This is a genomic window from bacterium, from assembly GCA_021372535.1.
GTDB lineage: Bacteria > Latescibacterota > Latescibacteria > Latescibacterales > Latescibacteraceae > JAFGMP01.
Window position 1 is genome coordinate 72816 of the sequence record JAJFUH010000038.1, and the last position, 23754, is coordinate 96569.

16 protein-coding genes are annotated in these 23754 nt (G+C 52.2%); 13 read left to right on the plus strand and 3 right to left on the minus strand.

Features of this window, described 5'->3' with window-relative positions; translation table 11 throughout:
• Positions 1-54: 54 nt before the first annotated feature.
• From LLG96_04040 to LLG96_04070, 7 genes are all read left to right on the plus strand, one after another.
• Positions 55-2193 (plus strand): T9SS type A sorting domain-containing protein, encoded by a 2139-nt coding sequence (locus LLG96_04040; protein ID MCE5249371.1) that lies wholly within the window; start codon positions 55-57, stop codon positions 2191-2193.
• Between the two features lie 169 nt (positions 2194-2362).
• Complete coding sequence (gene menC / locus LLG96_04045) at positions 2363-3469, plus strand: o-succinylbenzoate synthase (protein MCE5249372.1); 1107 nt, start codon at positions 2363-2365, stop codon at positions 3467-3469.
• A gap of 104 nt (positions 3470-3573) precedes the next feature.
• On the plus strand, positions 3574-3966 hold the full coding sequence (locus LLG96_04050) for a GNAT family N-acetyltransferase (GenBank protein MCE5249373.1): 393 nt from the start codon (positions 3574-3576) through the stop codon (positions 3964-3966).
• 69 nt (positions 3967-4035) lie between these two features.
• A complete protein-coding gene (locus tag LLG96_04055; GenBank protein MCE5249374.1) occupies positions 4036-4368 on the plus strand; it encodes a cupin domain-containing protein in 333 nt (110 codons plus the stop codon).
• Positions 4369-4682: 314 nt separating this feature from the next.
• Positions 4683-6029, plus strand: coding sequence for a Gfo/Idh/MocA family oxidoreductase (locus tag LLG96_04060; protein ID MCE5249375.1), 1347 nt, complete (start codon positions 4683-4685; stop codon positions 6027-6029).
• A gap of 182 nt (positions 6030-6211) precedes the next feature.
• Positions 6212-6598: a BlaI/MecI/CopY family transcriptional regulator gene (locus LLG96_04065; GenBank protein MCE5249376.1), complete on the plus strand. Its 387-nt coding sequence runs from the start codon at positions 6212-6214 to the stop codon at positions 6596-6598.
• Entirely contained in the window at positions 6598-7959 is a 1362-nt protein-coding gene (locus LLG96_04070; protein MCE5249377.1) for a T9SS type A sorting domain-containing protein, read from the plus strand. The genes LLG96_04065 and LLG96_04070 overlap by 1 nt, the downstream gene beginning before the upstream one ends.
• Before the next feature lie 122 nt (positions 7960-8081).
• On the opposite strand, the gene LLG96_04075 is transcribed toward LLG96_04070, so the two are convergent.
• On the minus strand, positions 8082-10241 hold the full coding sequence (locus tag LLG96_04075; protein ID MCE5249378.1) for a hypothetical protein: 2160 nt from the start codon (positions 10239-10241) through the stop codon (positions 8082-8084).
• A gap of 431 nt (positions 10242-10672) precedes the next feature.
• On the opposite strand from LLG96_04075, the gene LLG96_04080 reads away from it, so the two are divergent.
• The 5 genes from LLG96_04080 to LLG96_04100 all read left to right on the plus strand — a co-directional run bounded on the left by LLG96_04080 (position 10673) and on the right by LLG96_04100 (position 18679).
• The gene (locus LLG96_04080; protein MCE5249379.1) at positions 10673-12064 is read left to right on the plus strand and encodes an alpha-L-fucosidase; all 1392 of its coding nucleotides are present in this window, start codon (positions 10673-10675) and stop codon (positions 12062-12064) included.
• A 564-nt stretch (positions 12065-12628) separates the two neighbouring features.
• Entirely contained in the window at positions 12629-13459 is an 831-nt protein-coding gene (locus tag LLG96_04085; protein ID MCE5249380.1) for a ThuA domain-containing protein, read from the plus strand.
• 48 nt (positions 13460-13507) lie between these two features.
• A complete protein-coding gene (locus LLG96_04090) occupies positions 13508-14302 on the plus strand; it encodes a formylglycine-generating enzyme family protein (GenBank protein MCE5249381.1) in 795 nt (264 codons plus the stop codon).
• 357 nt (positions 14303-14659) lie between these two features.
• On the plus strand, positions 14660-17032 hold the full coding sequence (locus tag LLG96_04095; protein ID MCE5249382.1) for a transglutaminase-like domain-containing protein: 2373 nt from the start codon (positions 14660-14662) through the stop codon (positions 17030-17032).
• A gap of 243 nt (positions 17033-17275) precedes the next feature.
• A complete protein-coding gene (locus LLG96_04100; protein MCE5249383.1) occupies positions 17276-18679 on the plus strand; it encodes an SH3 domain-containing protein in 1404 nt (467 codons plus the stop codon).
• A 367-nt stretch (positions 18680-19046) separates the two neighbouring features.
• Here LLG96_04100 and LLG96_04105 read toward each other — a convergent pair whose 3' ends face one another.
• Complete coding sequence (locus LLG96_04105; GenBank protein MCE5249384.1) at positions 19047-19841, minus strand: DUF4145 domain-containing protein; 795 nt, start codon at positions 19839-19841, stop codon at positions 19047-19049.
• Positions 19842-20978: 1137 nt separating this feature from the next.
• Between LLG96_04105 and LLG96_04110 the strand changes: the two genes are divergently transcribed.
• Positions 20979-22097 carry a hypothetical protein gene (locus LLG96_04110; GenBank protein ID MCE5249385.1) on the plus strand — a complete coding sequence of 373 codons (1119 nt, stop codon included), beginning with the start codon at positions 20979-20981 and terminating at the stop codon, positions 22095-22097.
• 260 nt (positions 22098-22357) lie between these two features.
• On the opposite strand, the gene LLG96_04115 is transcribed toward LLG96_04110, so the two are convergent.
• Positions 22358-23395 (minus strand): sugar phosphate isomerase/epimerase, encoded by a 1038-nt coding sequence (locus LLG96_04115; GenBank protein MCE5249386.1) that lies wholly within the window; start codon positions 23393-23395, stop codon positions 22358-22360.
• Positions 23396-23754: the final 359 nt, after the last annotated feature.

Here is a 23754-nt window from a genome sequence, read left to right on the forward strand (position 1 = left end):
AATCAATCAGTGCTTATGTTTATTAAATTATTTCATTTGCCATGCAGATTTACCATGAAACGCTTTTTTTCATATACCGCACTATGTTTTCTCATGCTCTGTAATCGCTCATACTGCATCGATGGAATCACGCTCTATTTCAACAGCAACGATGTGAACGATATCGCCGCCGATGACCGTCACATCTGGTGCGCCACATCGGGCGGACTCGTGCGATGGGACATCAGGGATGACACATACCGTGTGTTTTCATCCCTGGACGGCCTCCCGTCGAACGATGTTCATGCCGTCACCGCAACACCGGGTGGAGTGCTCTGGCTTGCCGGAAGCTGGTACGGCCTCACCAGTATGGACGGCGGCACTTTTCACACATATGACAATCCCGGCCTGTACGGTGGAAACGTGCAGCGGATAGCCGTGGACTCCCAAGAAAACGTCTGGTGTACGGGCGCTTCGGCCTGGCGCTTCGATGGTGATTCGTGGACCGACTGCGCCCTCGGCGAGGGCAGCTCGGAGCCGGTTGTCATGGACGGCGACGGTCATGTATGGATCGGGACGCGAAAGGGACTCGTCTGTATCGATGGGGCTGACCGGATAACGTATACGACTGAATCGGGCCTCCCCGACAACAGGATTCTTTCACTGGAATCGGACGGCAGGGGTAATCTCTGGGCCGGGACATCGAAAGGCCTGGCGGTATTCGACGGTGCATCGTGGAGGTCGTATTCAAAGGAGTATTATACCGATAAAACCGTCAACGACGATATAGTCTGGAATCCCGTGTATGCCGTCGCCATCGACAGCACCGGCGTCGTCTGGCTTGGCACGCCATGGGGTGCCGCATCGTTCGATGGGACATCATGGGCAGTGTACACACCCGGCAACAGCGGGCTCAAGGATCGCGAAATCCGCAACATCGCAGTGGACTCCGACAACACCAAGTGGTTCGCGTATCTTGCCGGGTCTCCGGTGCACGCCCTGTCCAGTTTCGACGGCTCCGTATGGCGCATCCATCAGACCGAAGGGCCGCCGAGTAACACCGCCCTGCGGATTGGAATCGGCGCTGACGATATCGGGTGGTTTGCCTTTGTCGGCTATGGAACATCGATCTTTGACGGAAAGACATGGACAAAGGTCACACCGCCGGAATTACCTTCATACTGGACATTTTACGATTTTGCGGCGAACGGCGGTGTCTGCTGGTTCGCGACGGGCGCCGGGGCGCTGAGCTACGACGGTTCCCGGTGGACTCACTACACTGTCGAAAACAGCGGGCTTGCTTCGGATAACGTGACTGCGGTGGCGGTCGATCACGACGGAGCCGTATGGTTCGGAATGGAGGGCCGTGTCTCGAAATTCGACGGGGCCGCTTGGGAAACGTACACGGTCGGCGCGGGGATGGGGGATTTGGCCGTAACGGTCATCGCCGTCGATGAACGCAACTGTCTGTGGGTTGGAACCAATCGGGGTCTTGCCTGTTTCGATGGCTTGGAATGGACAACGGGCGACTCACACGGTCTGTTCGATGGAAAAGTTGTCAAGGATATTGCCATTGATCTCGACCGGACAGTCTGGGTGTGTACCTATTTCGGAATCGGGCGGTACGACGGCTCCTTGTGGACAATGTTCACCACCGAAAACTCCGGGCTCGCTGACAACTCGATCGTCAGAGCCGCGGTCGACAGGAACAATGTAAAATGGTTCGCGTACGGTCAGCCTTATGGTATCATCAGGTACGACGGTTCCTCGTGGCAGACGATTACCTGCCGCGACGGGCTTGCATCCGACCAGATGACCGACATTGCAGTCGACAGTAAAAATCGTAAATGGTTCACCTCGTATAACGGCATAACAAGCTTCCTTGACCAACCGGGTCAGGATCCTTCGAATATCGAACCGGCTTCCGCCGTTCCCGAACGGTGCATCATTCAGGGTGTTTATCCGAATCCCTTCAATTCTGCGGCCACAATACGGTATACACTTCGTGCCGGGGATTCCATCGAGCTGGCCGTTTTCGCGATCAACGGCCAACGTGTCCGTACGCTTGTCGACGAGCCCCGGCAGGCGGGAGACTACACCGTTTCATGGAACGGAACCGATGAGAACGGGCATCAGGTTTCGACCGGTCTCTATATCGCGCGCCTGCAATCGGGCGACAGAATCTCGCTGGCGAAAATACTGCTTGTCAGGTAAAACGGGAATCCTCCGGTTTTTATCCCGACCCTGTCTCAAAAAATTTAATTGACTCCGGAAAAACACACATTAATATTCATTCAGTCACAATCCGCAGTGGATCGGTTTATTCGGGCACTGCCGAATCGCTCTATGATAAAACCGACATAGCAGGAATGGAATCATTCGAATGGACATCGATTCAATCGGGATTTTTCGTGTCAGCATGCCGCTTGTCTACCCGTTCAGAACGGCGTGCGGCGACGATTACACCACCGAATCGGTGATCGTACGGCTCGGTTCGGGCGACCGGTACGGCTGGGGCGAATCGGCTTCCGGAAAAGAGCCTTCCTATCTGGCGGAATGCTCCGTAACTCAGTTTGTCCTGTCACGGGATATCATCGCCCCACTGATACTCGGAAGGGATATCCGTTCGGGAGCGGAGCTTTCGGAGTTGCTGTCGGGAATAAAGGGCAATCAGTTCGCCAAAGCCGCCTTTGACCTGGCGTGGTGGGACCTTCATGCCCGGATACTCGGCGAACCGTTGTGGAAGGTTATCGGGGGAGTAGGGCCGACCGTGGATGCCGGCGCGGATTTCGGTATCATGGAGAGTTTCGGCCTCCTGCTCGATACAATCCGTGAGGCGAACGAACATGGATACCGGCGGATCAAGCTCAAATGCCGTCCCGGATGGGACCTCGACATGATCGATACGGTTCGCGGGGAATTTCCCGATATCACCATCCACGTCGACTGCAACAGCGCCTATACCCTCGATGATCTCGACATGTTCCGCCGGATGGACCGTTACGGCCTTGCCATGATCGAACAGCCGCTCGCGTACGACGATCTCATCGATCATGCCGCCCTCCAGCGGCATCTGAGTACACCGATCTGCCTCGACGAGAGTATCACTTCTCCCGACAAAGCCCGCAAAGCTGCCGGGATCGGCGCCTGCCGCTATATAAACATCAAGCCCGGCAGGGTCGGCGGAATCACGAATTCCCTGATCGTACATGATGTCTGCCGCGATGCGGGAATACCCTGCTGGATAGGCGGAATGCTCGAATCCGCTGTCGGAGCCTCACACTGCCTTGCTCTCGCAACGCTTCCCAACATCCGTTATCCGTCGGATATTTTCCCGACCGCACGGTTCTATGAGCTCGACATCGCTGCGCCGCCCATGGTTCATTCCGGGCCATCGCAGTTCACCGCACATGATGCGCCGGGCATCGGCGTCGAGCCCGATCCGGCAGCGATCCGGAAATGTACTCTCGATCACGTTGTTATCGAATAACCGGTTAAAAATGATTAACATGGAGGTCAGTCATCAAACAGAACATTCTGGTACGGCCCGGCGAAGAACGCGACGCGGATGCGCTCGTCAGCTTCAACAAAGCCATGGCATATGAAACCGAGGGAAAGGAACTTTCAAACGAGGCTCTTTCGGCAGGTGTGCGATATCTGCTGAATCATCCGGAGCACGGTTTTTACGTGGTTGCGGAAATCGATGGAGAGGTCGCCGGCTCGCTCATGGTGACATACGAATGGAGCGACTGGCGGAACGGAGTTATATGGTGGATACAGAGTGTGTATGTCCGGCCTGAATACCGTCGCCGTGGAGTCTACAGAAGCCTCTATGCGGAGGTGAAGAAGATGGCGGCCGCGCAGAAAAACGTATGCGGCTTCAGGCTCTATGTGGAAAAGAGAAACACAGCTGCCCAGAGAACATACGCCGCCCTCGGCATGCATGAAGCGAATTACAAGTTTTACGAGGAGATGCCGGATGAGTGACAGCGGTACGGAACAGTCGTTGTCTTTTACCCGACCAAACAATGTCTAGATATAGAAAAGGAGTTCCCCATGAGCGGTGCGCAGGACGAATCGAATGAAAAAGCGACAGCGGTAACGTCCCACATCCAATATGCCGAAAATTCCATCGTGAGCAAGACCATCATCGAGAAAAAAACCGGCACTGTCACCCTCTTTGCGTTCGACAGGGGACAGAAGCTCAGCGAGCACACTGCTCCCTTCGATGCCCTCGTCCATGTGGTTGAAGGTGAGGCAGAGCTTACGATCGGCGGCGAAAAAGTGCTTGTTTCCGCCGGACGGTTCTTCATCATGCCCGCGAATATACCCCATGCAGTCAACGCGGCGGAGCGGTTCAAGATGATTCTTACCATGATACGGTCGTGAGCCTTTCTCTGAACACCAGTGTGATGTTATCCCAACAGTGGGCATAAGCGTTTATGCTTCCGTATACCCGGTATTGAAATGCCTGTCTATGGTCGAGAAGTCCTTCGTGACTCCTTGAACCGCCGATGCCCCGGGTGAGCGCCTAAGGAACTTTTCGGTAATAGCCCGGGCATTCATCCCGGGATTCTTAATTCACATTTATGAATAAATAGGGTAACAAAACCGGTTGATTTTTTGTTTCGAAAATCGCATAGTGACACAAGAAAATTAATGATAATACTCTTAATAGAATACCACTAAAAAGGAGGAGCATCATGTCTGAACGGAAAACCGGCGCAAGCAGGCGCAAATTCATGGGCATCGCAGCCGGAACGGCATTTGCAGCGGCGGCCACTCCGCTCGTGAAGTCCGCTTCGGCGCAGACAAAAACGGGGAAGAAACTCAAGGTTGCTCTTGTGGGAACCGGAATCCGCGGCAGCGGCACCTGGGGTAAACCGCTCATCGATAATTACAGCGATATCATCGAGTTCGTGGGTCTCTGCGACCGTAATCCGAAACGGATGGAGTTCGTGCAGCAGTACCTCGGCCTGAAATGCCCCCTGTTTATCGACACCGATTTCGACACGATGATCGAGAAAACCCGACCCGACAGGGTCATTGTCACCACCATGGACTGCTTCCATGCCAAGTACATCTGCCGCGCCATGGAGCTCGGCTGCGATGTCATCACCGAAAAGCCCCTGTGCACCGACGAGAAAATGTGCCAGCAGATCATGGATACCGAAAAGCGCACGGGACGGCATATCCGGGTGACGTTCAACTACCGGTACGGTCCTGCCGCGGCCCGTGTCAAGGAGATACTCATGTCCGGCGAAATCGGGCGGATCACCTCGGTCGACTTCTCCTACTACCTCAATACCGACCACGGTGCTTCGTACTACCGCCGGTGGCACGGCTACAAGCAGAACTCGGGCTCGCTCCTCGTGCACAAGGCAACCCACCACTTCGATCTTCTCAACTGGTGGCTCGATGCCGAACCGATGATGGTCAACGCCCACGGCGACCTCCGTCACTACGGCTTCAACAGTCCCTTCCGCGGCGAGCGCTGCATGACCTGCCAGCACAAGAAAACCTGCCCCTTCTTCTGGGACATTACCACAAACGAATTCCTTATGAACCTCTATGTCAAACCGGAGACCGAGGACGGCTACATCAGGGATCACTGCCTCTTCAGCGAGGACATCAACATCTGGGACACGATGTCAGTTCAGGTGCGGTACCACAACGATGTGCTCCTCAACTATTCCCTCAATTCATGCATGCCCTACGAGGGGTATCTGGTCGGCTTCAACGGCACCAAGGGACGTCTCGACGCCCGTGAATACCACCAGCAGCCCTGGGAAGTCGACCGTCTCGCCGACATCAGGGTCACCAGGATTTTCGGCGATTCGCGGTTATACACCGTTCCGAACGCCGGGCCCGGTCACTGGGGCGCGGACGAAAAAATGCAGGATATGATATTCCGCGGGCCGATACCCGATCCTCTTCATCAGACCGCGGGAAGCAGGGCGGGCGCCCTTTCCATCATGATCGGCGTGACCGCGCGGCGGAGCATCGAACAACAGCGGCCGATCGCTGTCGAGGAGCTGGTGAAGATATAATAAAAGCGCTCATCGAAGCATGAATACACACATATAAATATCACGCAACAATCTGCAAATACTAATTGTTGCGGAAGTTATACGAGTGCCGTCAAACGAATAATACACTTGTCTTAATTTTGTGCTTGACAGAATAATACATCTGTATTATTATTAATACAGCTTACTGAAAGGAGAAGGCTATGACGATAAAACGATCAGACCTGTCCAGAACGGAGTGGTCCATCATGAACATATGCTGGAAAAAGGGGCAGGCAAGCGCTCGCGACATATACGATGAAACGCTCAGAAATAAAAAGCGCGGCTACCAGACGGTGAAGACCATGCTCGACCGTCTCGTTATCAAACGGTATCTCGAACGTGAGAAGTTCGGCCCCATCTGGCTCTACAAACCCGCCGTATCACGGGCTCAGGTTCTGGCACGTGAGATAGACACGTTTGTCGACACTGTGCTCGACAGGACCTTCGCTCCTCTTTTCGCCCGTCTGGCGGAAAAAGAGCACCTTTCGCGCGAAGAGATCGATGCCCTGAAAAAAATTATCGTGGAACATGACGAGGAGAAAGAGTGATGGATTTTCTCGGCTTTATGGCTGAATCGACAGCCCGTCATCTCTGGACTGTGAGCCTCCAGGTGACCGTGCTCGTTGCTGTCATATGGATTGTCGACCGTCTCAGCTTCAGGGCGTCATCGCTCTTTCGCTACTGGCTGTGGCTTATTGTGCTTGCGCGGCTGTGTATTCCGGTAAACCTCGATATTCCGGGCGGAATTCGATGGATTGTTAAATATGCTGCACATAACGGGATTCTCACGGATAATGGATTTCCCGGTCGGGCATGGATGTCGGATTCATTCGGCGCCGTCGCCTTCCCGTTCATTCCCGAATCATCATTCCCGGCGCACTGGTACACATCTGCCGGTTTTGTCTGGATGGCCGTGTGTGGAATGGTTGCGGTATCGATCGTGTTCAGAATATATCATATCAGGAAATTCTCGGGTACATGGATACGTGCCGGGCGGACGGATCTTTGTGCTCTGCTCGATACACTGAGACACAGTCTGAGGGTCAGGCAGACTGTTTCTCTGTATTCCTTCGAAGATGAGGCAGCCGCTGTTCCGGCGGTAATCGGAATCATGAAACCGCGAATTTTGCTTCCCCGCGTTATAGTCGAGACATGGGAGCTGACGGATATCGAACCGGTTCTGCTTCATGAGCTCGCGCATATAAAGAGATTTGACCTTATGGTCAATTGCCTGCAGATGATCGTTCAGGCGGTCTATTTCTTCCATCCCCTCGTATGGTTTGTTAACAGACGACTGCGGTATTTCCGCGAGGAACTGTGCGATGATACTGCCGTACGTTATCTCGTTTCCGGCCGGAAACATTATACCATGAGCATGCTGAGGGTCATGGAAGAGACATGTCGTATGCCGGTGCCCGGTTATATCGGGATCGGTTTTTCGGAAAGGAACTCCACGATAAGCGAAAGGATCAAACGAATCATGCGAAAAGACTATACCCCATACACCAGTCTTACATTGTTGTCGGTTTTTATGCTGTTTATCGTGACAGCGGTGAGTTTTACCCTTTCATGTGCCAGCGCCGGAAAAGAATCAGTTAAAATTGAAGGTATCGTCCTTGCCAGAACGGATGGAAGTCCCGGACAGGAAATGGTGCTTAAGCAGAATTACCCGAATCCCGTCAACACATCGACCACGTTCATATTTTCCCTTCCGAAGTCCGGCCATACGGCTCTTGCAGTATATGATGTTAAAGGGAACGAAATTGCCGTTCTGGTCGACAAGGAATTATCGGAAGGCGAATACACCGTGAAATGGAATGTCGGCAAGCTTAAGAGCGGAGTTTATTTTTACCGTCTGAAATCGGGTTCCGGAGAAATTGTCAAGAAAATGACGGTAATTTCCTCCTGATATTCTATTATATCAATGCAGGAAGGCGTTCGCTCTGCCTTTTCATCTCCGGGGAAACCGACTGCCGAATGAGGGCGATACATCCTTTCGGGTATCGCCCCCCTGCAGTCCCTGTGATTTTTTCAGAAGGGCGTTTCGAACTGAACATCGGCAAAATTCAACTCTACTGTCGATGGCTTGCCGGTTACTCCCATCATGCTGACCGATCGGACCTCGAGCATGTTTCTGCCGGACCGGAGTATCCATGTCCAGTTGGCCGGAGCGTCCCGCCAACCGGTGTTATTGGAATTTACTTCGAAATGACTGAAGTTCGGTGTGTAAGTCTCGAATTCAAGAAAAATGCGGTCTTTGGGCGGCCCTACGGTGGCATGGATATGGACTGTGTTCAGGTCGGGATAGATATCCCGTTTGCGGTCGGTATACCATGTGTACTGGCGGCGTCTGGGTGTGCGCGTGTCGTACCAGTTGATATAACCGTTCCATGGCCAGAGTGAATTACCATGACTCAACGGCCGAGGGTATTTCTTCTCGTAAAAGTTGTTACGGGGCACATACCGGAAAAAGGCACCGTTGAAAAAACCACCCAGGGACGAGCGGAAATGATGAGAAAGCGAACCGCGTTTGAGGCCGGCATCCTCGGTCTGGGGATCGAAGTTGCCGCGCGAATACGTCGTCCAGTCGATTGATTTCCCGGGGAAGAAGTAGTCCAGATATTTCCAGTGGATATCCATCATATTCATCGGCTCGATGGTTTCCTCATCCCAGAGGTAATGGTTGTAGGAGGCGTCTATATATATCCACTTGGCGTGATCGTCATTCCATACTTCGCATACCTCGTGGCCGTCCACATTGGCCAGACGGGCCTGCCAGCCGTACGACATGCACAGTCCTGCCAGAAAGTTATTGTGCTGGATGCACATGCCGCCGCCGCCCGCCATATTGATCCGTTCCACTATCGACAGGGCGTCCCAGTCGGGATAATCCGGCTGGGGCTCAGTCCAGTTCCAGCGTTCGGAAGCGTATTCGAGAAGCCTTACCTGTTTTTCGAACTCTGTCTGCGCTCCCTCGAGGAGTTCGTCGAGATTCTCTCGATCCCGGAGCTCCTTGAACTCGGGACGGTCCCATTTTTCCCACTCCCACTCAAGTGAAGAATACTCGATTTCAGGATTATATACGGCAAGCAGCCTGATGTTTTTGTGTTCGGGGATCGGGAAACGCTCCTGGAGCTCAGCCCTGACCGAAAGTGACTTGAATTTCGGGCTCACCAGCGGATTGTCTGTTGTAAACACCATGCGAAGCTGGAGGTAACGGCGGTTGAATTCACGTCCCGCTGTCCAGTCGACATTCCGTCCTTCGCCTATGAACACATAGTCTTCCCATTTGTCCGAGTATGGATCGGGGCTTGTTCCTCTCCGCATATAGTACTCGATTCGGGCCCCTTCCGGAACATCGGCTTTCAACGCTATTTCCAGCTTCTGTATGGTGTGCTGTCTGACATAGAAATCTTTCGAATCGCCGCGCCAGAGATCGATAACGGGAGTTGCCAGCCAGCCGTCATTCACGTGACGGTCCATACTCAGGCGTATCGAATACTCTGCGCGCGTGTCACCCAGCGGGCCGAAAGGGCTTTCCTTCCATGTTTCGCCGCCGTCAGTGGTTTTAAAGGAAGTTTTTCCCACATCAGCCGGATCGCCGCCGCCTCTTTCGAATTCGTCTGCGCGTGATAAATACAACACCCAGCCCTCTTTTTCGCTTTTTGCCTGGGGACAGGAAAGAGTAAAGACATTTTCTCCTTTTTTCAACCACTGGGCCGGAAACTCTCCCCACAGATAATTCTGATAATAGGAGGAGACGTTCCATGTTTTCATGGTGGTTTCCTTGCCGTTCACATTGATAGTCAGGGGATAATTGCCCTGTTTATGGTTGTAAACGACCAGGTACGCGGCACGGGTCCGGGGATCCTGAATGGTCAGTACTTTCCTTGCCATGACATGCCCCCAGATGACATCACGGTCAACACCTTTTTCACTGCTTCCGGCGCCAGGGGAGTCATTTTCCACAAGATCCATATCGAACAGCATGACCTCTTTGTTTTCGTTCTTCATGAGCATGTGCATAAAGCCGGTATCGTAAACCTTTTCGGCATCGGCCTCCCATGTTACAACCGTCGCCGGTGGCGCGGCGGCAAATGAATCCGCAGGAATGAAAAAAAGAGCCAACAATGCAATTACCTGGAGTATTGTATTCCAAAGGTTCTTGTTATGAATTGCGAAACGTTTCATGAATAACCCCCCGCCTTTGATGAGAATTGTCAATACAGATTATTCCAGCTTTTTATCCGGATTTTTCCCATGTCAAAATCATGAGCAGTCAATATTCTCCAAAAACTTAGAAGCCTTGTGAAAAATCCCGTTTGTGTGGATAAAAGCTGTCAAGGGTTGGCACGAAGTGCCGATTTACATGCCCTTGACAGCACCGAAATAACACATTTCATCATGGGGCTTGTGAAAAATATACTTTTTCATAGCCCCCTTAGTGATAGGCAAATATTACCTTTCAATAATTCTATCGCAAGTATTTTGTTTTTGAAACACCATCCCGCTTGTCTGAAATGTTTTATACTGTATTATTTTTTGTCTTGCTTCTTTGCCGAAAACGATTACCATATTTACAAATCGCATATTACAGCACAACATATCCTGAGGGAGGGATCATGAAACGTTTACTGGCAGTTATTATGCTCGCATTTTTAGCGGCCGGATTACTTGCGCCGTCGCAGCAGTGTATCGCGCAGGCATCGGGACAGAACATATTCGGGGAAACCGAACAGCAGCGAGAAGCCCGTATGGCATGGTGGACGGATGCCCGGTTCGGCATGTTCATTCACTGGGGGCTTTATGCGCTCCCCGCCCGTCACGAATGGGTCAAAAACGTTGAACGTATTCCGGACGAAGAGTATCAGAAGTACTTCGAGCTTTTCAATCCCGACCTGTATGATCCTGTTGAATGGGCGCGCGCCGCAAAAAAAGCGGGCATGAAATATGTGGTCATCACCTCGAAACATCATGAGGGTTTCTGCCTGTTCGATTCAAAGTACACCGATTACAAAGCGACCAACACACCCTACGGCAAAGATCTGCTGAAACCCTTTGTCAAAGCGTTCCGTGACGAGGGCCTTAAGGTCGGTTTCTACTATTCCCTTATCGACTGGCACCATCCCGAATTTCCTGTCGACCGTATTCACCCCATGCGTGACAACAAGGAGTTCAGGGAAAAGGAAAAAAACCGTGACATCACCAAGTATCAGGAATACCTGCAAAATCAGGTGCGCGAAATCCTGACCATGTACGGCAAGATCGACTGCCTTTTCCTCGATTTCTCGTATCCGGGCGAGGACGGAAAGGGCAGGGATGACTGGCAGTCGGTGAAACTGCTCAAGATGATCCGCGAGATTCAGCCCGACATCATCGTGAATGACCGTCTCGACCTGCTCGATGTGCCGGGCGGCTGGGATTACAGGACGCCCGAACAGTTCAAACCCCGCGAATGGATCAAGATGGACGGCAAACGTGTGCCCTGGGAAACCTGCCAGACCTTTTCCGGCTCATGGGGCTACTACCGTGACGAAGCAACCTGGAAAAGTGTAAACCAGCTGCTCGAACTCCTGATCGATACGGTCAGCAAAGGGGGCAATCTGCTGCTCAATGTCGGCCCGACTGCGCGCGGTACGTTCGACAACCGGGCATACGACCGTCTGGACGGCATCGGCGAATGGATGAGGGTGAACGGCCGCTCGATCTACGGCTGCACCCAGGCGCCGGATGAGTTCCAAAAGCCGGATAACTGCCTGCTGACCTATAATCCGAAAACGAACCGCCTGTATGTCCATATCCTCGACTGGCCCATGGGCAAACTGCATCTCGACGGGTACGCCGGGAAAGTCAAGTACGCCCAGCTTCTGCATGATGCATCCGAGGTCAAATTCCAGGGCATACATGAGTGGCAGGCATCGGTGGAAAAAACAGGGAGTCAGACGCTGACGCTCGATCTGCCGATTGTCAAGCCCGATGTGGCGATTCCGGTTGTCGAGTTGTTTTTGAAGTAGGGAAAAACTGTCTGATCTATAAATAATCATGAATTGAAACCTTTGAAAAAATAAAAAGATCATACTCGTGTTGATCATCAGTCCCCTTATTCCCTGTTTGGAATAAGGGTTAGAGATAAGTGCAATTTACTGTATTTCATAGAATTATTACCCTCACCCCCGGTCCCTCTCCCGTAAACAGGAGAGGGAAGAAAAGCATTAAAACAGGCATTCGAGCATATTGCTGATAATTACTTCAAAGGTTTCGAATTATAATAGAACACGGATTTACGCGGATCGGACGGATTTACGCGGATTTGTATATTATATATCTTTGTGCCTTTGTGTCTTTGTGGTTAAATATATTCTTATAAATAATCCGGATTATACCACTATCTGTATAAAGCCGTATGTCGATCGTACGTATCCGCTTGATCGGCAAACTCTGAATTCGCCGAATTTAGTATACGCCGAAGCACGTATACTATAAACCGGTTATTCCTGTGATTGAATTATATTGATAATGACAATAGTGTATTCATCCGTTGAATCGGGCCGGTCACTCGACGGCACAAGGAGGCATACGTGTCAATAACGTCAAAAACAACCCGCCGCACCATGCTGAAGGCGGGTCTTGCATCGGCGGCATCGGCCGCTGTCGCCGTTCCCGGGGCTCATGCGGCTCTGCCGAAGGATATAAAGCCCAAAGCTGCGGGCGAAACCCGGGTGATATTCCTGGGCGGCGATGTGCTCCACAATTTCATGGCGCAGGAGCCCGCGATCCGGGGAATCTGCGAAAAAGCGGGCTGGAAGGTATTTTCGGTGCATGACGCCCGGTATGTAACGCCGGAACTGGTCGGCACCGCGGACCTGCTTGTCATCCAGCGCTGGATGGGTTCCCTCCCCGGATGGGTTCCGGGTCCAATCTACGAAAAAGCCCCTGAGGAGGACGGCTACATGAGCGATGCGCTCACCGATGCCATCTCAGACAATGTCCGTAACCGCGGCATGGGATTCATGAGCCTCCACTGCACGGTCTGGTCGTTCCGGAAACCGAAGTTCATGGAGCTGCTCGGAGTCAATCCTATCATTCACGGCCCCCTGCAGACTGTTAAACTTCACAATTTCAACCAGAGCCATCCAATCACGCAGGGAATGAAGGATTTTGAAATACCCATCGATGAAAACTTCGGTGCCGAGGTGGTGCGGAAAGATGTCGTGCCGCTCTACGAGACGACCGGGATGATCGACAAACGTCACGATATCGGCGGATGGTGCCTCGAACAGGGGAAAGGACGCGTTGTCGGATTCCTCGCCGGTCACACCTATTTCGCTTACGAGGACCCGAATTATCTTCCCCTCCTGTGGCGCGGCGCTCACTGGGCGCTGAAACGCGACATTCCGCCTTATAAGTAATTTCAAAACATACCGGACAGGAGTTTCAAACCATACGAGGAGTCATCCATGAATAAATCGGATACCATAGCAGGAATCACCATGATAACCATACCGGCGGGGAGTTTTCTGATGGGGCATGTGTACAAATATGACCCGTCCCTCCCCGACACGGTCAACGCCTATTACCCGGACGAGCAGCCTGTACGGAAGATCGCTCTCAGGACGTTCCGGCTTGCCCGGACGCCGGTAACGCAGGAACAGTATTCCCGTATCGCGGAGGCAAATCCCTCCACGTTCAAGGGGGAGAACAATCTTCCTGTAACGAACATCGGCCCGCTCGAGATCATCAGATTCTGCAACAAGGCGAGCCGCGCCGCCGGTCTCGATGCCTGTTACGACGAAAAGACGCGGGTGTGCGATTTCTCGAAGAACGGTTTCAGGATGCCGACGGAGGCCGAATGGGAATATGCCTGCCGCGCGGAGACGACCACGCACTTTTACACGGGGAATACCGAGAAGGACCTCGACAGGGCCGGGTGGTACATCGGCAACAGCGGCGGTAAAACCCATCCGGTGGCGCAGAAGGAGCCGAACGCATGGGGCCTCCACGACATGCACGGCAATGTGTTCGAATACTGCGACGACGACTGGATTCCCGCCATGTGCTTCGGGAAGTACCTTCTCGAACACGAGCCTGTTCCGATATTCAACTATTACCACAGCCTCAATATGACACGCGGCGGAAGCTGGTTCAGCGAGCCCTCCGTGTGCCGTTCGGCGGCGCGATCCTGTTTCTGTAACTGGGCGGACATCAACCAGAGCTGGTACATGGGATTCCGGGTAGCGCAGAGCATCGTATAACGGCGGAATCGGGTGAAAGAGAAATAAACTGAAAAAGCGAGATATATGTTCCAGAATTCGATATACCACGGATAAACACGGATTACACGAATAAAAATTTTCTGATTATTCAATTTATGCATAAAATTTTCGAATGAGTGTTTTTTTACATGTCAAGCGTCATTCCCGTGAAAACGGGAATCCATCATCTCATGCTCATGACAGCGCTCATGACACCCTGAATGTATTTGAAAGACTATTGCATACGTTATTAGTTAAATGAACACAATGTGATATTACAATTATTTGAGCTTTGCTTCACAGCGAGATTTTTTAAATTATTTGGGTAAATGGTTTCACAGAGGAGGCACTTCGATCATGCGGAAGATATATGGTTTTAGCGCCGTTCTATGCCTGATGGCCGTAATGGCGCACACGCCCGCCCACGCGGTGAACGGCAGGAAGATTGCGGTCAGGGACCTCAGACCGGCTGTGGATGCTTACGAGCACGGATTTGCGAAAGGTATCATGCGGGACGGCGACCGTGCAGTCCGGCTCTGGAACCACCAGCTTATCGAAAATGACGGGCCCGGCGCGGGAACGAGCAACAAGGGAGCGTTCCTGGAGCCGGTATACGGCGAACGCATGATCAAAAAGGTGCTCGCAGTCGACGATCCACGGTGCGATGAAGCTCATGTCGTGATATTCCTTTCCTCGTTTGGCAAGGTGAAGCTCCAGGACAAGCCGCCGCTCGTCATGACGCTCAACGGCCACAAGGTGTCGGCGAAGGTCGAAGGGCCCGAATCCTACCTCTACGTACCTGTTCAGCCCTCGTGGCTCAGGAAGGGAGCGAACGAGGTTACATTCGCCTGCCCTGAAGCGAAAGACCAGGATACCGGCTACATCTTTTACATCGCCCGCGCCGACGAGTATGTTCCGGGAGGCGGAAATCCCGCAATACCCGCCGTTTCCGGGCAGCCGAGCCCGTACGGGGGCATAAACCTCCTCATAAAAGGGCAGGCGGAAACCCCGGTGACAACTGAACCGGCCGGAGCGATCGGCAGCGGCTCCATGATAAGCACGAACGGCGGGAAATCGTGGTCGGTCAAAGGCAAGGGCCTTCATCCGCGCATCACCGACACGTACGGAACCGAAACGATCAACGACCGTGACGGCGTCATCGGAGAATACACCGTGCGCCTCAACCTCCGTCGTTTCGTCGGCGAGGGCACGCTCATTTCACCGGTGATCGACCTCTGGAGCGAACCCGACAACCCTGCTGCGCTCATTCCGTTAACCGAGGTCGAAAAGCTTACGCTCACCCTCAAAGGCTCGACGCCGGAGGGAACGAGCCTCACCTGGCAGATACGGGCGGGGCTCAGCATGGACCCGTACAGCACAGACGACTGGTCTGAATGGATAACCGTGGCGACAGGACCTTCAGCAGTGGTCGAACCGAAGGGAAGAGTCGCGATGCCGCTGACCCACTGGGACCCGGAACGCGCCGTAACCCTGCCGAAGATCAGATATTTCCAGTGGCGGGCAGTGTTCGGAACGACCGATCCGCTCAAATCCCCATCCGTCGAGTCGGTCTCGGTCGACCGTGAGATGACACGCATCATGGAAGTACCGAAAAACATCATGGTCGGCGGGTATCACAACCCCGAAATCATGTATTCATCCACCGGCTTCACCTACCAGTCCGCCGACGAGCCGTTGAACAAGATCGTGATAGGGCGCGACGACCTCGACAAAGTTATCGAGGGCGCAGGAAGCGAGTTCGACGCCATCATCCGTCTGCTCGACTACTCCGCGCGGCGGTGGGTGTGGGGCAGCCCGACGCTCGAATATCCGAAGTGGAACACGGTCGACATTTCCGAGCGGATAGATTCTTTCGGCGGCGGCGGAATGTGCATCCAGTTTTCGGCGTACCTTGCCCATATCCTGACCGTCATGGGATTCCATGCCCGTCATGTGAACATCCAGTACCACGAGGTGGTCGAGGTCTGGTCGAACGATTTCGACAAGTGGGTGTACCTCGATCCGACACAGGCCGTCGATCTCTACATGTACGACAAAAAGACGGGAGTGCCGCTGAGCCTCTATGACATGCACAAAATCTACTACGAGTACTGGGGAGTCTCCACACCCATCGACTGGATGAAAGCCCCATCAGCCTGGCGGACAAAGAAGCCGGACGCCGCAAGCCTCCCGACATCGTTTTCCACGACCGATCCGCGTATCGAGCTCTCCCATGTCGGGTGGGAAGGATATTACGAGCTCCTCGATTTCATGAGGATGATGCCGCGGAACGATTTCTCCACGACGACCATACCGGAGCCGCTCGCCCAGGGTACGATCCAGTGGCCGTGGGACGGCTACCTGAACTGGTACGACCGTTTCGCGACGCCCAAGCTCCAGTACTCGTGGCACACCGACCGTGAATGCGACTTCTGGCCCACCATCAACCGTGTGCACTTCGAAGCCGTTCCCGAGATCAACGGGGACATGGTATTCATCACCATGACAACCTTCACACCGAGCTTCAAAACGTACCAGGTGCGCACGGACGGCGGCGCATGGAAGGACTCGGACGACCGGTATGTCTGGCGTTTCCACCAGGGCGCGAACCGCCTCGAAATGCGGGCTGTCTCGAAATTCGGCGTCGCCGGGCACCCGAGCTTCATCGAGTGCAACTTTGTGGCCAAGCATATACCGAAGACGATCTCGTTCGGCACGATGAACCAGTGATGAATGCCGGGGCGGATTGTTCAAAAGATTCGATAGAACGCGGATTGAGCGGATCGAGCGGATGAACGCGGATATGGTTTTCGTACCTGACCGATGTATCTATTGCAGGGGTAATTCATGAATTACCCCTCCTTCAGGTCTCCGTGGTTATATTTTTATGGATATTTTCAGATAAATCCGGGTTTAGACCCTGCCCTGTATTCAAAGAAGTAATTCTGTTTTCTTGCATGGGAGGCCCTTCAAATGACTGCAACCATCAAATCCATCCTGTGCGGTATACTGCTTGTTTTTCTTGTCCGGAGCAGTGAAGCGCAGTATGATGTCAGCAAAGTCGCATCCGAAAATGCTCCGAGACTGTCGCCGAATACCACAGAGGAAATGCAGCATCCGGAATTCTGGATCGCGAATATCAGGGGGAATCCCGACCGGGTGATCCTGACCGCGGAGCAGATCGCTGATATGAACAGGAAGAACAGCACCAAATCGTACGATTACAAGGATATCAACGGGAAGCCGTACACCTTGAGGACGAACACGCTGGTGGAAGACCCGCTTTCCATACGATCCTTTCCCGGCGACAGCCTCCGTGTCCTCATAAAAAATAATTTAAAAGGCATGGAAACAGGCACGTATTATGATTTCCGCAAGAAGAAATATGAAGACGACGTAAAGAAAAAGATCACCGAGCAGGGCAATGCCGACGCTATCCCGGACATCGTCACCCCACGGTACGGGATTCTGGTCGCCCCTTCGACCCACAGATATATACCGACACACAACGAACGGTGGAGAGAGCAGAACGGCTGGATTTCCAGTACCTCATTCAACGCCGCCGATGCCGCCTCGCCGGTGGCAATTCTCCATACTTCCAGGGATGGCGACTGGTATTATGTACGCAGCGAATTCAACTTCGGCTGGATTCCCGCGCTCGATATCGCCACAGGTTCCGAAGATGAGATTCGGAACTATGTGGAAGCAAGGGATTTCATCATGGTGACGACCGGCAAGGTTCCGGTGTACAGCGACAATCCTCCTTATAATTTCCTGATGGACCTGTACATGGGCGCCCGGGTCAGGCTCGTGAGTAAGGAAGCGGACGGCTTCCATGTTCTCGTACCGTTCCGTAAGCCGGACGGCACGTTCCAGACTGTTCCCGGCCGTGTGAAACCGGATGCGGGAGTCTGTGCCGGTTATCAGCCGTTTACCCAGCGGAATATCATCAACACCTTTTTCGCCAAGCTCAACGATCCCTGGTCGGGAGGCGATGCCTATGAGGCCCGCCACTGCTGCGGGACCGTTCGCGGTGTGCTGAGGACTTTCGGTATAAAGGTCATGGACTCCACAACCTTCCAGCTCCATGCATCCGACCATGTGATCTCGTATCCGAAGGAAACGCCGTCCGAAGTGAAATACAAGTACCTGCGCGAGTGCGAACCGGCCATAACCCTGCTCGGCAGCGGCGATCATGTGATCCTGTACCTGGGCGAAGTGAACGGCAGGCACTATGTCATTCACTCCACGGGATACGATTACAAGCGGGATGACGGAACGGTCATGCTGCTCAGGCGGGTGAATGTCAACGACACCGAGCTGGAAGGCGGTTCTCAGGTCAATACCTGGACCTATATGTGCCAGCTGAAGCCGTGAGGATAAAAGAGAAGCCTTCCTGAGAAATTGATTTTTCTAATAGAACACGGATTGAGCGGATATACGCGGATTTGTTCTTTTTAATTCATGAATGTGAAGCCCTGTTCGACACGGCAGGTCGGTAAGCCAGATGATACTTTACATTTTAAAGCTGGCGCTATGGTGGGAAGGGGGAAGGGGGAAAATAAATGGGTTTTTTCTGTTTATTGGTTTAGACCGGCATGTAATAGAATATGATATAGAGTTTAATAAAAAAAATTGTCGAGGAGATTGTACAAAGGTATCACCGGTGGAATCAAGACGCTAACTACTAAACTTACCCGCCGCTTTAAGTGGTCGGATGGAGTACCTTGTTAGATGTATTTTGTTAGTTTTTTAATTTTTCATTCCGTTTTTCGATAGCATTCCTTTTACTTTCAGGCAATTTCTCATACATTGCTTCAACATTCTTTGGATGGCTAATCATTTGGTCGGCTATCGAATTAATAAGACTGAGAAGTTGTGAAGCGGTATCTCTATCGTCGTTTAAGTCAATTACTCCAGGATGGATAGCTTCATTTCCGATGACGCGTATAATATCAAGTGATTTTTGTACCAACGGATTTAGGCCCTTTTTCACGAGGCTCGCGATATCATCATCAATATTTTTTCCTTTTTCCCCTAAATGTATACATAGCTTCTGAACACAAAGTCGAAGTAAAGCTGCTGCACCTCTGGGTGATTCTCCAAGAATTGATCTTGCTTCTTCAAAATCTCGAATTATTTCTTCTGGTAAATCAGGGTTTGGAATTACACCTATCTTTTCATTTGGAAATATAAGATTTCCGTGTATCCAGACTGCAATTTTCTTACAGTGATAGCACTTGCTAAAGTGAATATTGTCAGCAGAATAATCGGGATGGGTTGTTCTTCTTTCACTAAAGAATATTATCCCAGAATCCATCATATCACACCATTCAAGACGTTCGATCTTATCATCTTTTTGCTCTTCATTATACTGATTTAGATATTCTCTATATTCACTGGTAGTTATGGTTGGTGGGGCATTATCTTTTCTACTATCACTGAGTACATTGTACCAATACTGTGTTGTGTATGCCCCGCAGTACGGGCAATCAAAAGCTTGCTTGTTAATTGACGGAGGGTTAGATTTTTTCGTCATACGATTCTTTCTCTTGATGCCTAACTACTGTTAATATAGTTTCTATATAACACTCACCATGGTTCGGCCTATCAGTATAACACGCCGAAATGAAACTATCCTAAGCGCATAACCGCCAATACATTACAGAAATATTCCGCATTATCCTAAGTGTTATATGGTTTCAGTATAATACGCAACCGCTTCCTCCTCACAGGATGTCATAAGGACTAAATAACCCTCGACTGCTTCGGTTGAGTATGTTAGTGAAAAACTCCCTCATTCACACTATAATACTATTCCCATATTGCAAATAAATCTCTTTTGTGCATCATAAGCAAGAAAAATATTTAAAATAATGTGTTTATTCAACACTCCCAAATCCAACCTCTCTCCGCGTTCATATTCCCTCACCTTTTGATTCCTTCTCCCATGCGGCCGTTCTCAACGCCCGGATCGAAACTCCCCCTTGCCCGCGCGCAGCGTGGGAGAGAGGGTAATGAGGGTGAGGGGCATATGCGTTAGTGACATAAAATGTTCTGAAGAATTTTTTAAAATTGTCTGAACCATTGATTACTCTGATTAACTGATTGCCATGATAACATGGTGAATTTTCCGGGTTTAATCATATAAATCCAGAACTGTCCGGTAAAAGTATCGAGCATCCTTTGCATACAGCAGAATATACTGGTTAACACTGTTTATGATGGAAACTCACCCCGCGTATAACACTTTGATAATAATGATGTTGATGGCGCTTCCCCTCTCTTGTGGCAAGAGAGGGGGCAGGGGTGAGTTCGGGTGGAGAAAGGGGGGTAATAATCACATCCAAAACACTCCACATACTGATAAATGACCTGTTTACAAGGTATTTTAGATTTGAGTAAATTTAATCATATAAATCATTTAATCAGCGTAATCAGCGGTTCAGACTGTTCATTATAATCTTCCTCAGTAAAATTTATTATAATTCACCTTAAGTCAGCGCCTTTGATGGTGAGGGTAGATTCAAAAAATTTTTCGCCATCCGTACAATTTTTCCTCACCGGCTCTCGTCTAATGGTAAGAAAACAGCAGCGGTTCATATTCCCGTTCGCGGGGAATGGCAGGTATACCCGCAAAAAATTCAATGACTTACACAAAATGGGAGGTTCGACCATGCGCTATGTACGGGCTGCGGCAATCCTGTTCGCCGTTCTCGTCCTGACAGCCACTGCGTTCGCCGATGTCAGGGTGAAGGCGTATCTCTACAATCCGAAAAAGGATTCGGCTGCGTTTACCGTTCCGTATCAGCAGGGAAGCAAAACGGAAGAATATCATCCGTACCTGGTGATCGCCGGAATCGGCTTGCCGGATGGCGAGGTACGGGTCACGTATTCCATCGAAAGCGGAGGGAAAGCGCTCTGTGACAGCTCATTTACCGGGACGGTGAAAAAAGGCGCATTTGCGCAGGAGGTGAAACTCGACAAACGGTACCCTTCGGCGGAACAGGTGCGGTGGGAGCTGAAAGGACAGGACATCCCGCCGGTCAATGGTGTCGCGCCGCTCAGGTGGTCACGGTTCCATGGGAAGGTCGTTTTCAAAAATCCGCAGGATGCATCCGATGTATCCATCGATCTCCAGCCGATCGGCTTTAATGCCCCCGGATACATCAACATCCCGGTCGAAAAGGACGGCAGTTTCGACGAGATCGTTCCGGCCCGCATCTACCATGTGATGAATGTATGCGGCACGGGATACGCTTACAACTGCATGGAACGCTGGGGATGGGATTACGATCTGACCGGAGACCGTGAGGACGAGTTCACCATAGGGCGCACCGAACTCTACAGCATACGGGCATTCGATATCATCGGCGGGCCCCCGACGCTCGTTGTGGCGTTCCGGCCAAGCGCGCTCTCACGGATACTCAGGTTCGACAAGGATGGCAACGGCCGTGTCGAGGGAAGCGAACGTAACGCCATGGGCGAAGCGCTCAAACATTCCTGCACCGCCATCGGCCCGGAGCTCACCGCGGAAAACGTCAAAATCTGGATCGACGGGAAGCCGCACCCGGTTCTCAGCCTGACACAGATTCCCGAATACGACGGCTATGACCTTTACCAGGTGATGTATATCGCCCAGGTCTATCCCGCGGACGGCAGACTGTACGGGGCGTCCCATGAAATCAAGGTCGAAGTCGAGAGCGAAGAGGAACTGAACGGTAAGAAAATCCGAGATTTCGGCCAGGGATCGGTGGGATTCTATCCGGCCGGATACTATCAGGACCTGTTTTAATCCTGCCAGTCCGAACCCGTGCATGACCGGCTGCGCATTACGGAGATACTTGCTGCCCCTTTTCTCCACCCGAACTCACCCCTGACCCCTCTCTTGCCTCAAGAGAGGGGAAGCGCCGCCAGCATTCGTATTATTAAAGTGTTATGCGCGGGGTGAGTTATGAATAAACCGATATTTGTACTCCACATCACCGGCAAAAACGCCCCGTTCCGAGAACACAGGAGCGGGGCGTCTGCGTTTTATCATGACAGCCGGGCGCTTTACGAATAGATGGTCACGCCGACTTTCCGGGCGATGTCCTCGACATTTTTCTTCGCCTCGGGGAACTGCTCCTTCTTGAGGAATTCGAGTAAAAGCGGGCGCGGCTCCTTCATTCTGCTCAGGCGCACGAGGTAGGTCGCGTAGTCCATGACCCCCGTGCCGGGAATCACCCATTCGAGGCCGGGGAGCATGTCGTTCCACTGCACGTCCTTGCCGTGGGCATAGCATATGTCCTCGCCGAGGAGGTCGAAGCATGTGTTGATGAGCTCGGTGGTGCGGAAGACGACGCCCGGATGGAGCATGTTCGTCGGATCGAGCGTCACCTTCACCCGCGGATCGCCCACATCCTTCATGAGCCGGACATGCGACTGCGGAGTATTGTTGTTGCAGGAGTTCACCGCCTCGAACGCAAGGGCGACCGTGCTGCCGGAGGTATCCTTGATGATGCGCCGGGTGGCCCTGACCGACTGCTCCCATGTCTCGCGTGTCCAGTTTTCGGGATGGGGCTTGTCCTTGTTCTTCGCGTCCCTTCCGCCCGTATGGGTGAGGATGAACTTGAGGCCCATCTCTTCGGCGCGGGCGACCGATTCGATGACATGCTGCTGGGCCTTTTCGCGCTCCGCTGCGTCGGGATGGATGATATTGACCCACACATGGAGGGCGTAGAACAGGAGATCGTTCTGCCTGAGCACATCCTTGAGCTCGCGCATCTCCGAATCGGGCATTTTACGCCAGCCGGCGCTTCCCGCTTCGCATGCCGCCCAGCCGGCGTCACGGATCGACTTCACGAGGGCGGCGTAATCGGTGCCTTCCTTGTTGGAGAGACGGTATGAGGAGCAGCTCAGCCGGACATGGGACTTGCCGGGAGTGAGGTCGCGTTTGACATCATTCGGCGGGCTCCACTGCATGAGGAAATCCTGGCCCCAGACATCGGGGAGAGGGCCTGCTTCGGCGTTCCTGCCCGTAAGCGCGGTCGCCATGCCCACCGTGGCTGCTCCTGCCGCAAGGGCTCGTCGTCTGTTGATGGTTCGTGTCACGGATACTGTCTCCTTTTCAAAAAGATTAAAGATGTATGTAACCCGGATTTATCTGAAAATGCATCTACGGTTCCCGGTGTAAAAGCCCCTGCCTCCTATCGTATGTCTCTGCAATGCTTTATAATCCGGAATTAAGACACTGCGATGTGGAAATTCGTATTGTGAGTTCCCGTAACGCCGTCATTCCCGAATCTTCAATCGGGAATCCCAGTAGTGTCCGGTTAAAATTGTAATAAATATTCGAAAAATCTTGTAAATAGGGCTTTTACCGGCATGTGTATTGTTTTTGATTTGGTTATTGCCCCTTTTCTCAACCCGAACTCACCCCTCAATCCCCTCTCTTGCCTCAAGAGAGGGGA

Bases quoted from the DNA above. Each gene is read 5' to 3' on its own strand.
- LLG96_04040 (MCE5249371.1), top strand. From the start codon at position 55: ATGAAACGCTTTTTTTCATATACCGCACTATGTTTTCTCATGCTCTGT.
- menC (MCE5249372.1), top strand. From the start codon at position 2,363: ATGGACATCGATTCAATCGGGATTTTTCGTGTCAGCATGCCGCTTGTC.
- LLG96_04050 (MCE5249373.1), top strand. From the start codon at position 3,574: ATGGCATATGAAACCGAGGGAAAGGAACTTTCAAACGAGGCTCTTTCG.
- LLG96_04055 (MCE5249374.1), top strand. From the start codon at position 4,036: ATGAGCGGTGCGCAGGACGAATCGAATGAAAAAGCGACAGCGGTAACG.
- LLG96_04060 (MCE5249375.1), top strand. From the start codon at position 4,683: ATGTCTGAACGGAAAACCGGCGCAAGCAGGCGCAAATTCATGGGCATC.
- LLG96_04065 (MCE5249376.1), top strand. From the start codon at position 6,212: ATGACGATAAAACGATCAGACCTGTCCAGAACGGAGTGGTCCATCATG.
- LLG96_04070 (MCE5249377.1), top strand. From the start codon at position 6,598: ATGGATTTTCTCGGCTTTATGGCTGAATCGACAGCCCGTCATCTCTGG.
- LLG96_04075 (MCE5249378.1), bottom strand. From the start codon at position 10,241: ATGAAACGTTTCGCAATTCATAACAAGAACCTTTGGAATACAATACTC.
- LLG96_04080 (MCE5249379.1), top strand. From the start codon at position 10,673: ATGAAACGTTTACTGGCAGTTATTATGCTCGCATTTTTAGCGGCCGGA.
- LLG96_04090 (MCE5249381.1), top strand. From the start codon at position 13,508: ATGAATAAATCGGATACCATAGCAGGAATCACCATGATAACCATACCG.
- LLG96_04095 (MCE5249382.1), top strand. From the start codon at position 14,660: ATGCGGAAGATATATGGTTTTAGCGCCGTTCTATGCCTGATGGCCGTA.
- LLG96_04100 (MCE5249383.1), top strand. From the start codon at position 17,276: ATGACTGCAACCATCAAATCCATCCTGTGCGGTATACTGCTTGTTTTT.
- LLG96_04105 (MCE5249384.1), bottom strand. From the start codon at position 19,841: ATGACGAAAAAATCTAACCCTCCGTCAATTAACAAGCAAGCTTTTGAT.
- LLG96_04110 (MCE5249385.1), top strand. From the start codon at position 20,979: ATGCGCTATGTACGGGCTGCGGCAATCCTGTTCGCCGTTCTCGTCCTG.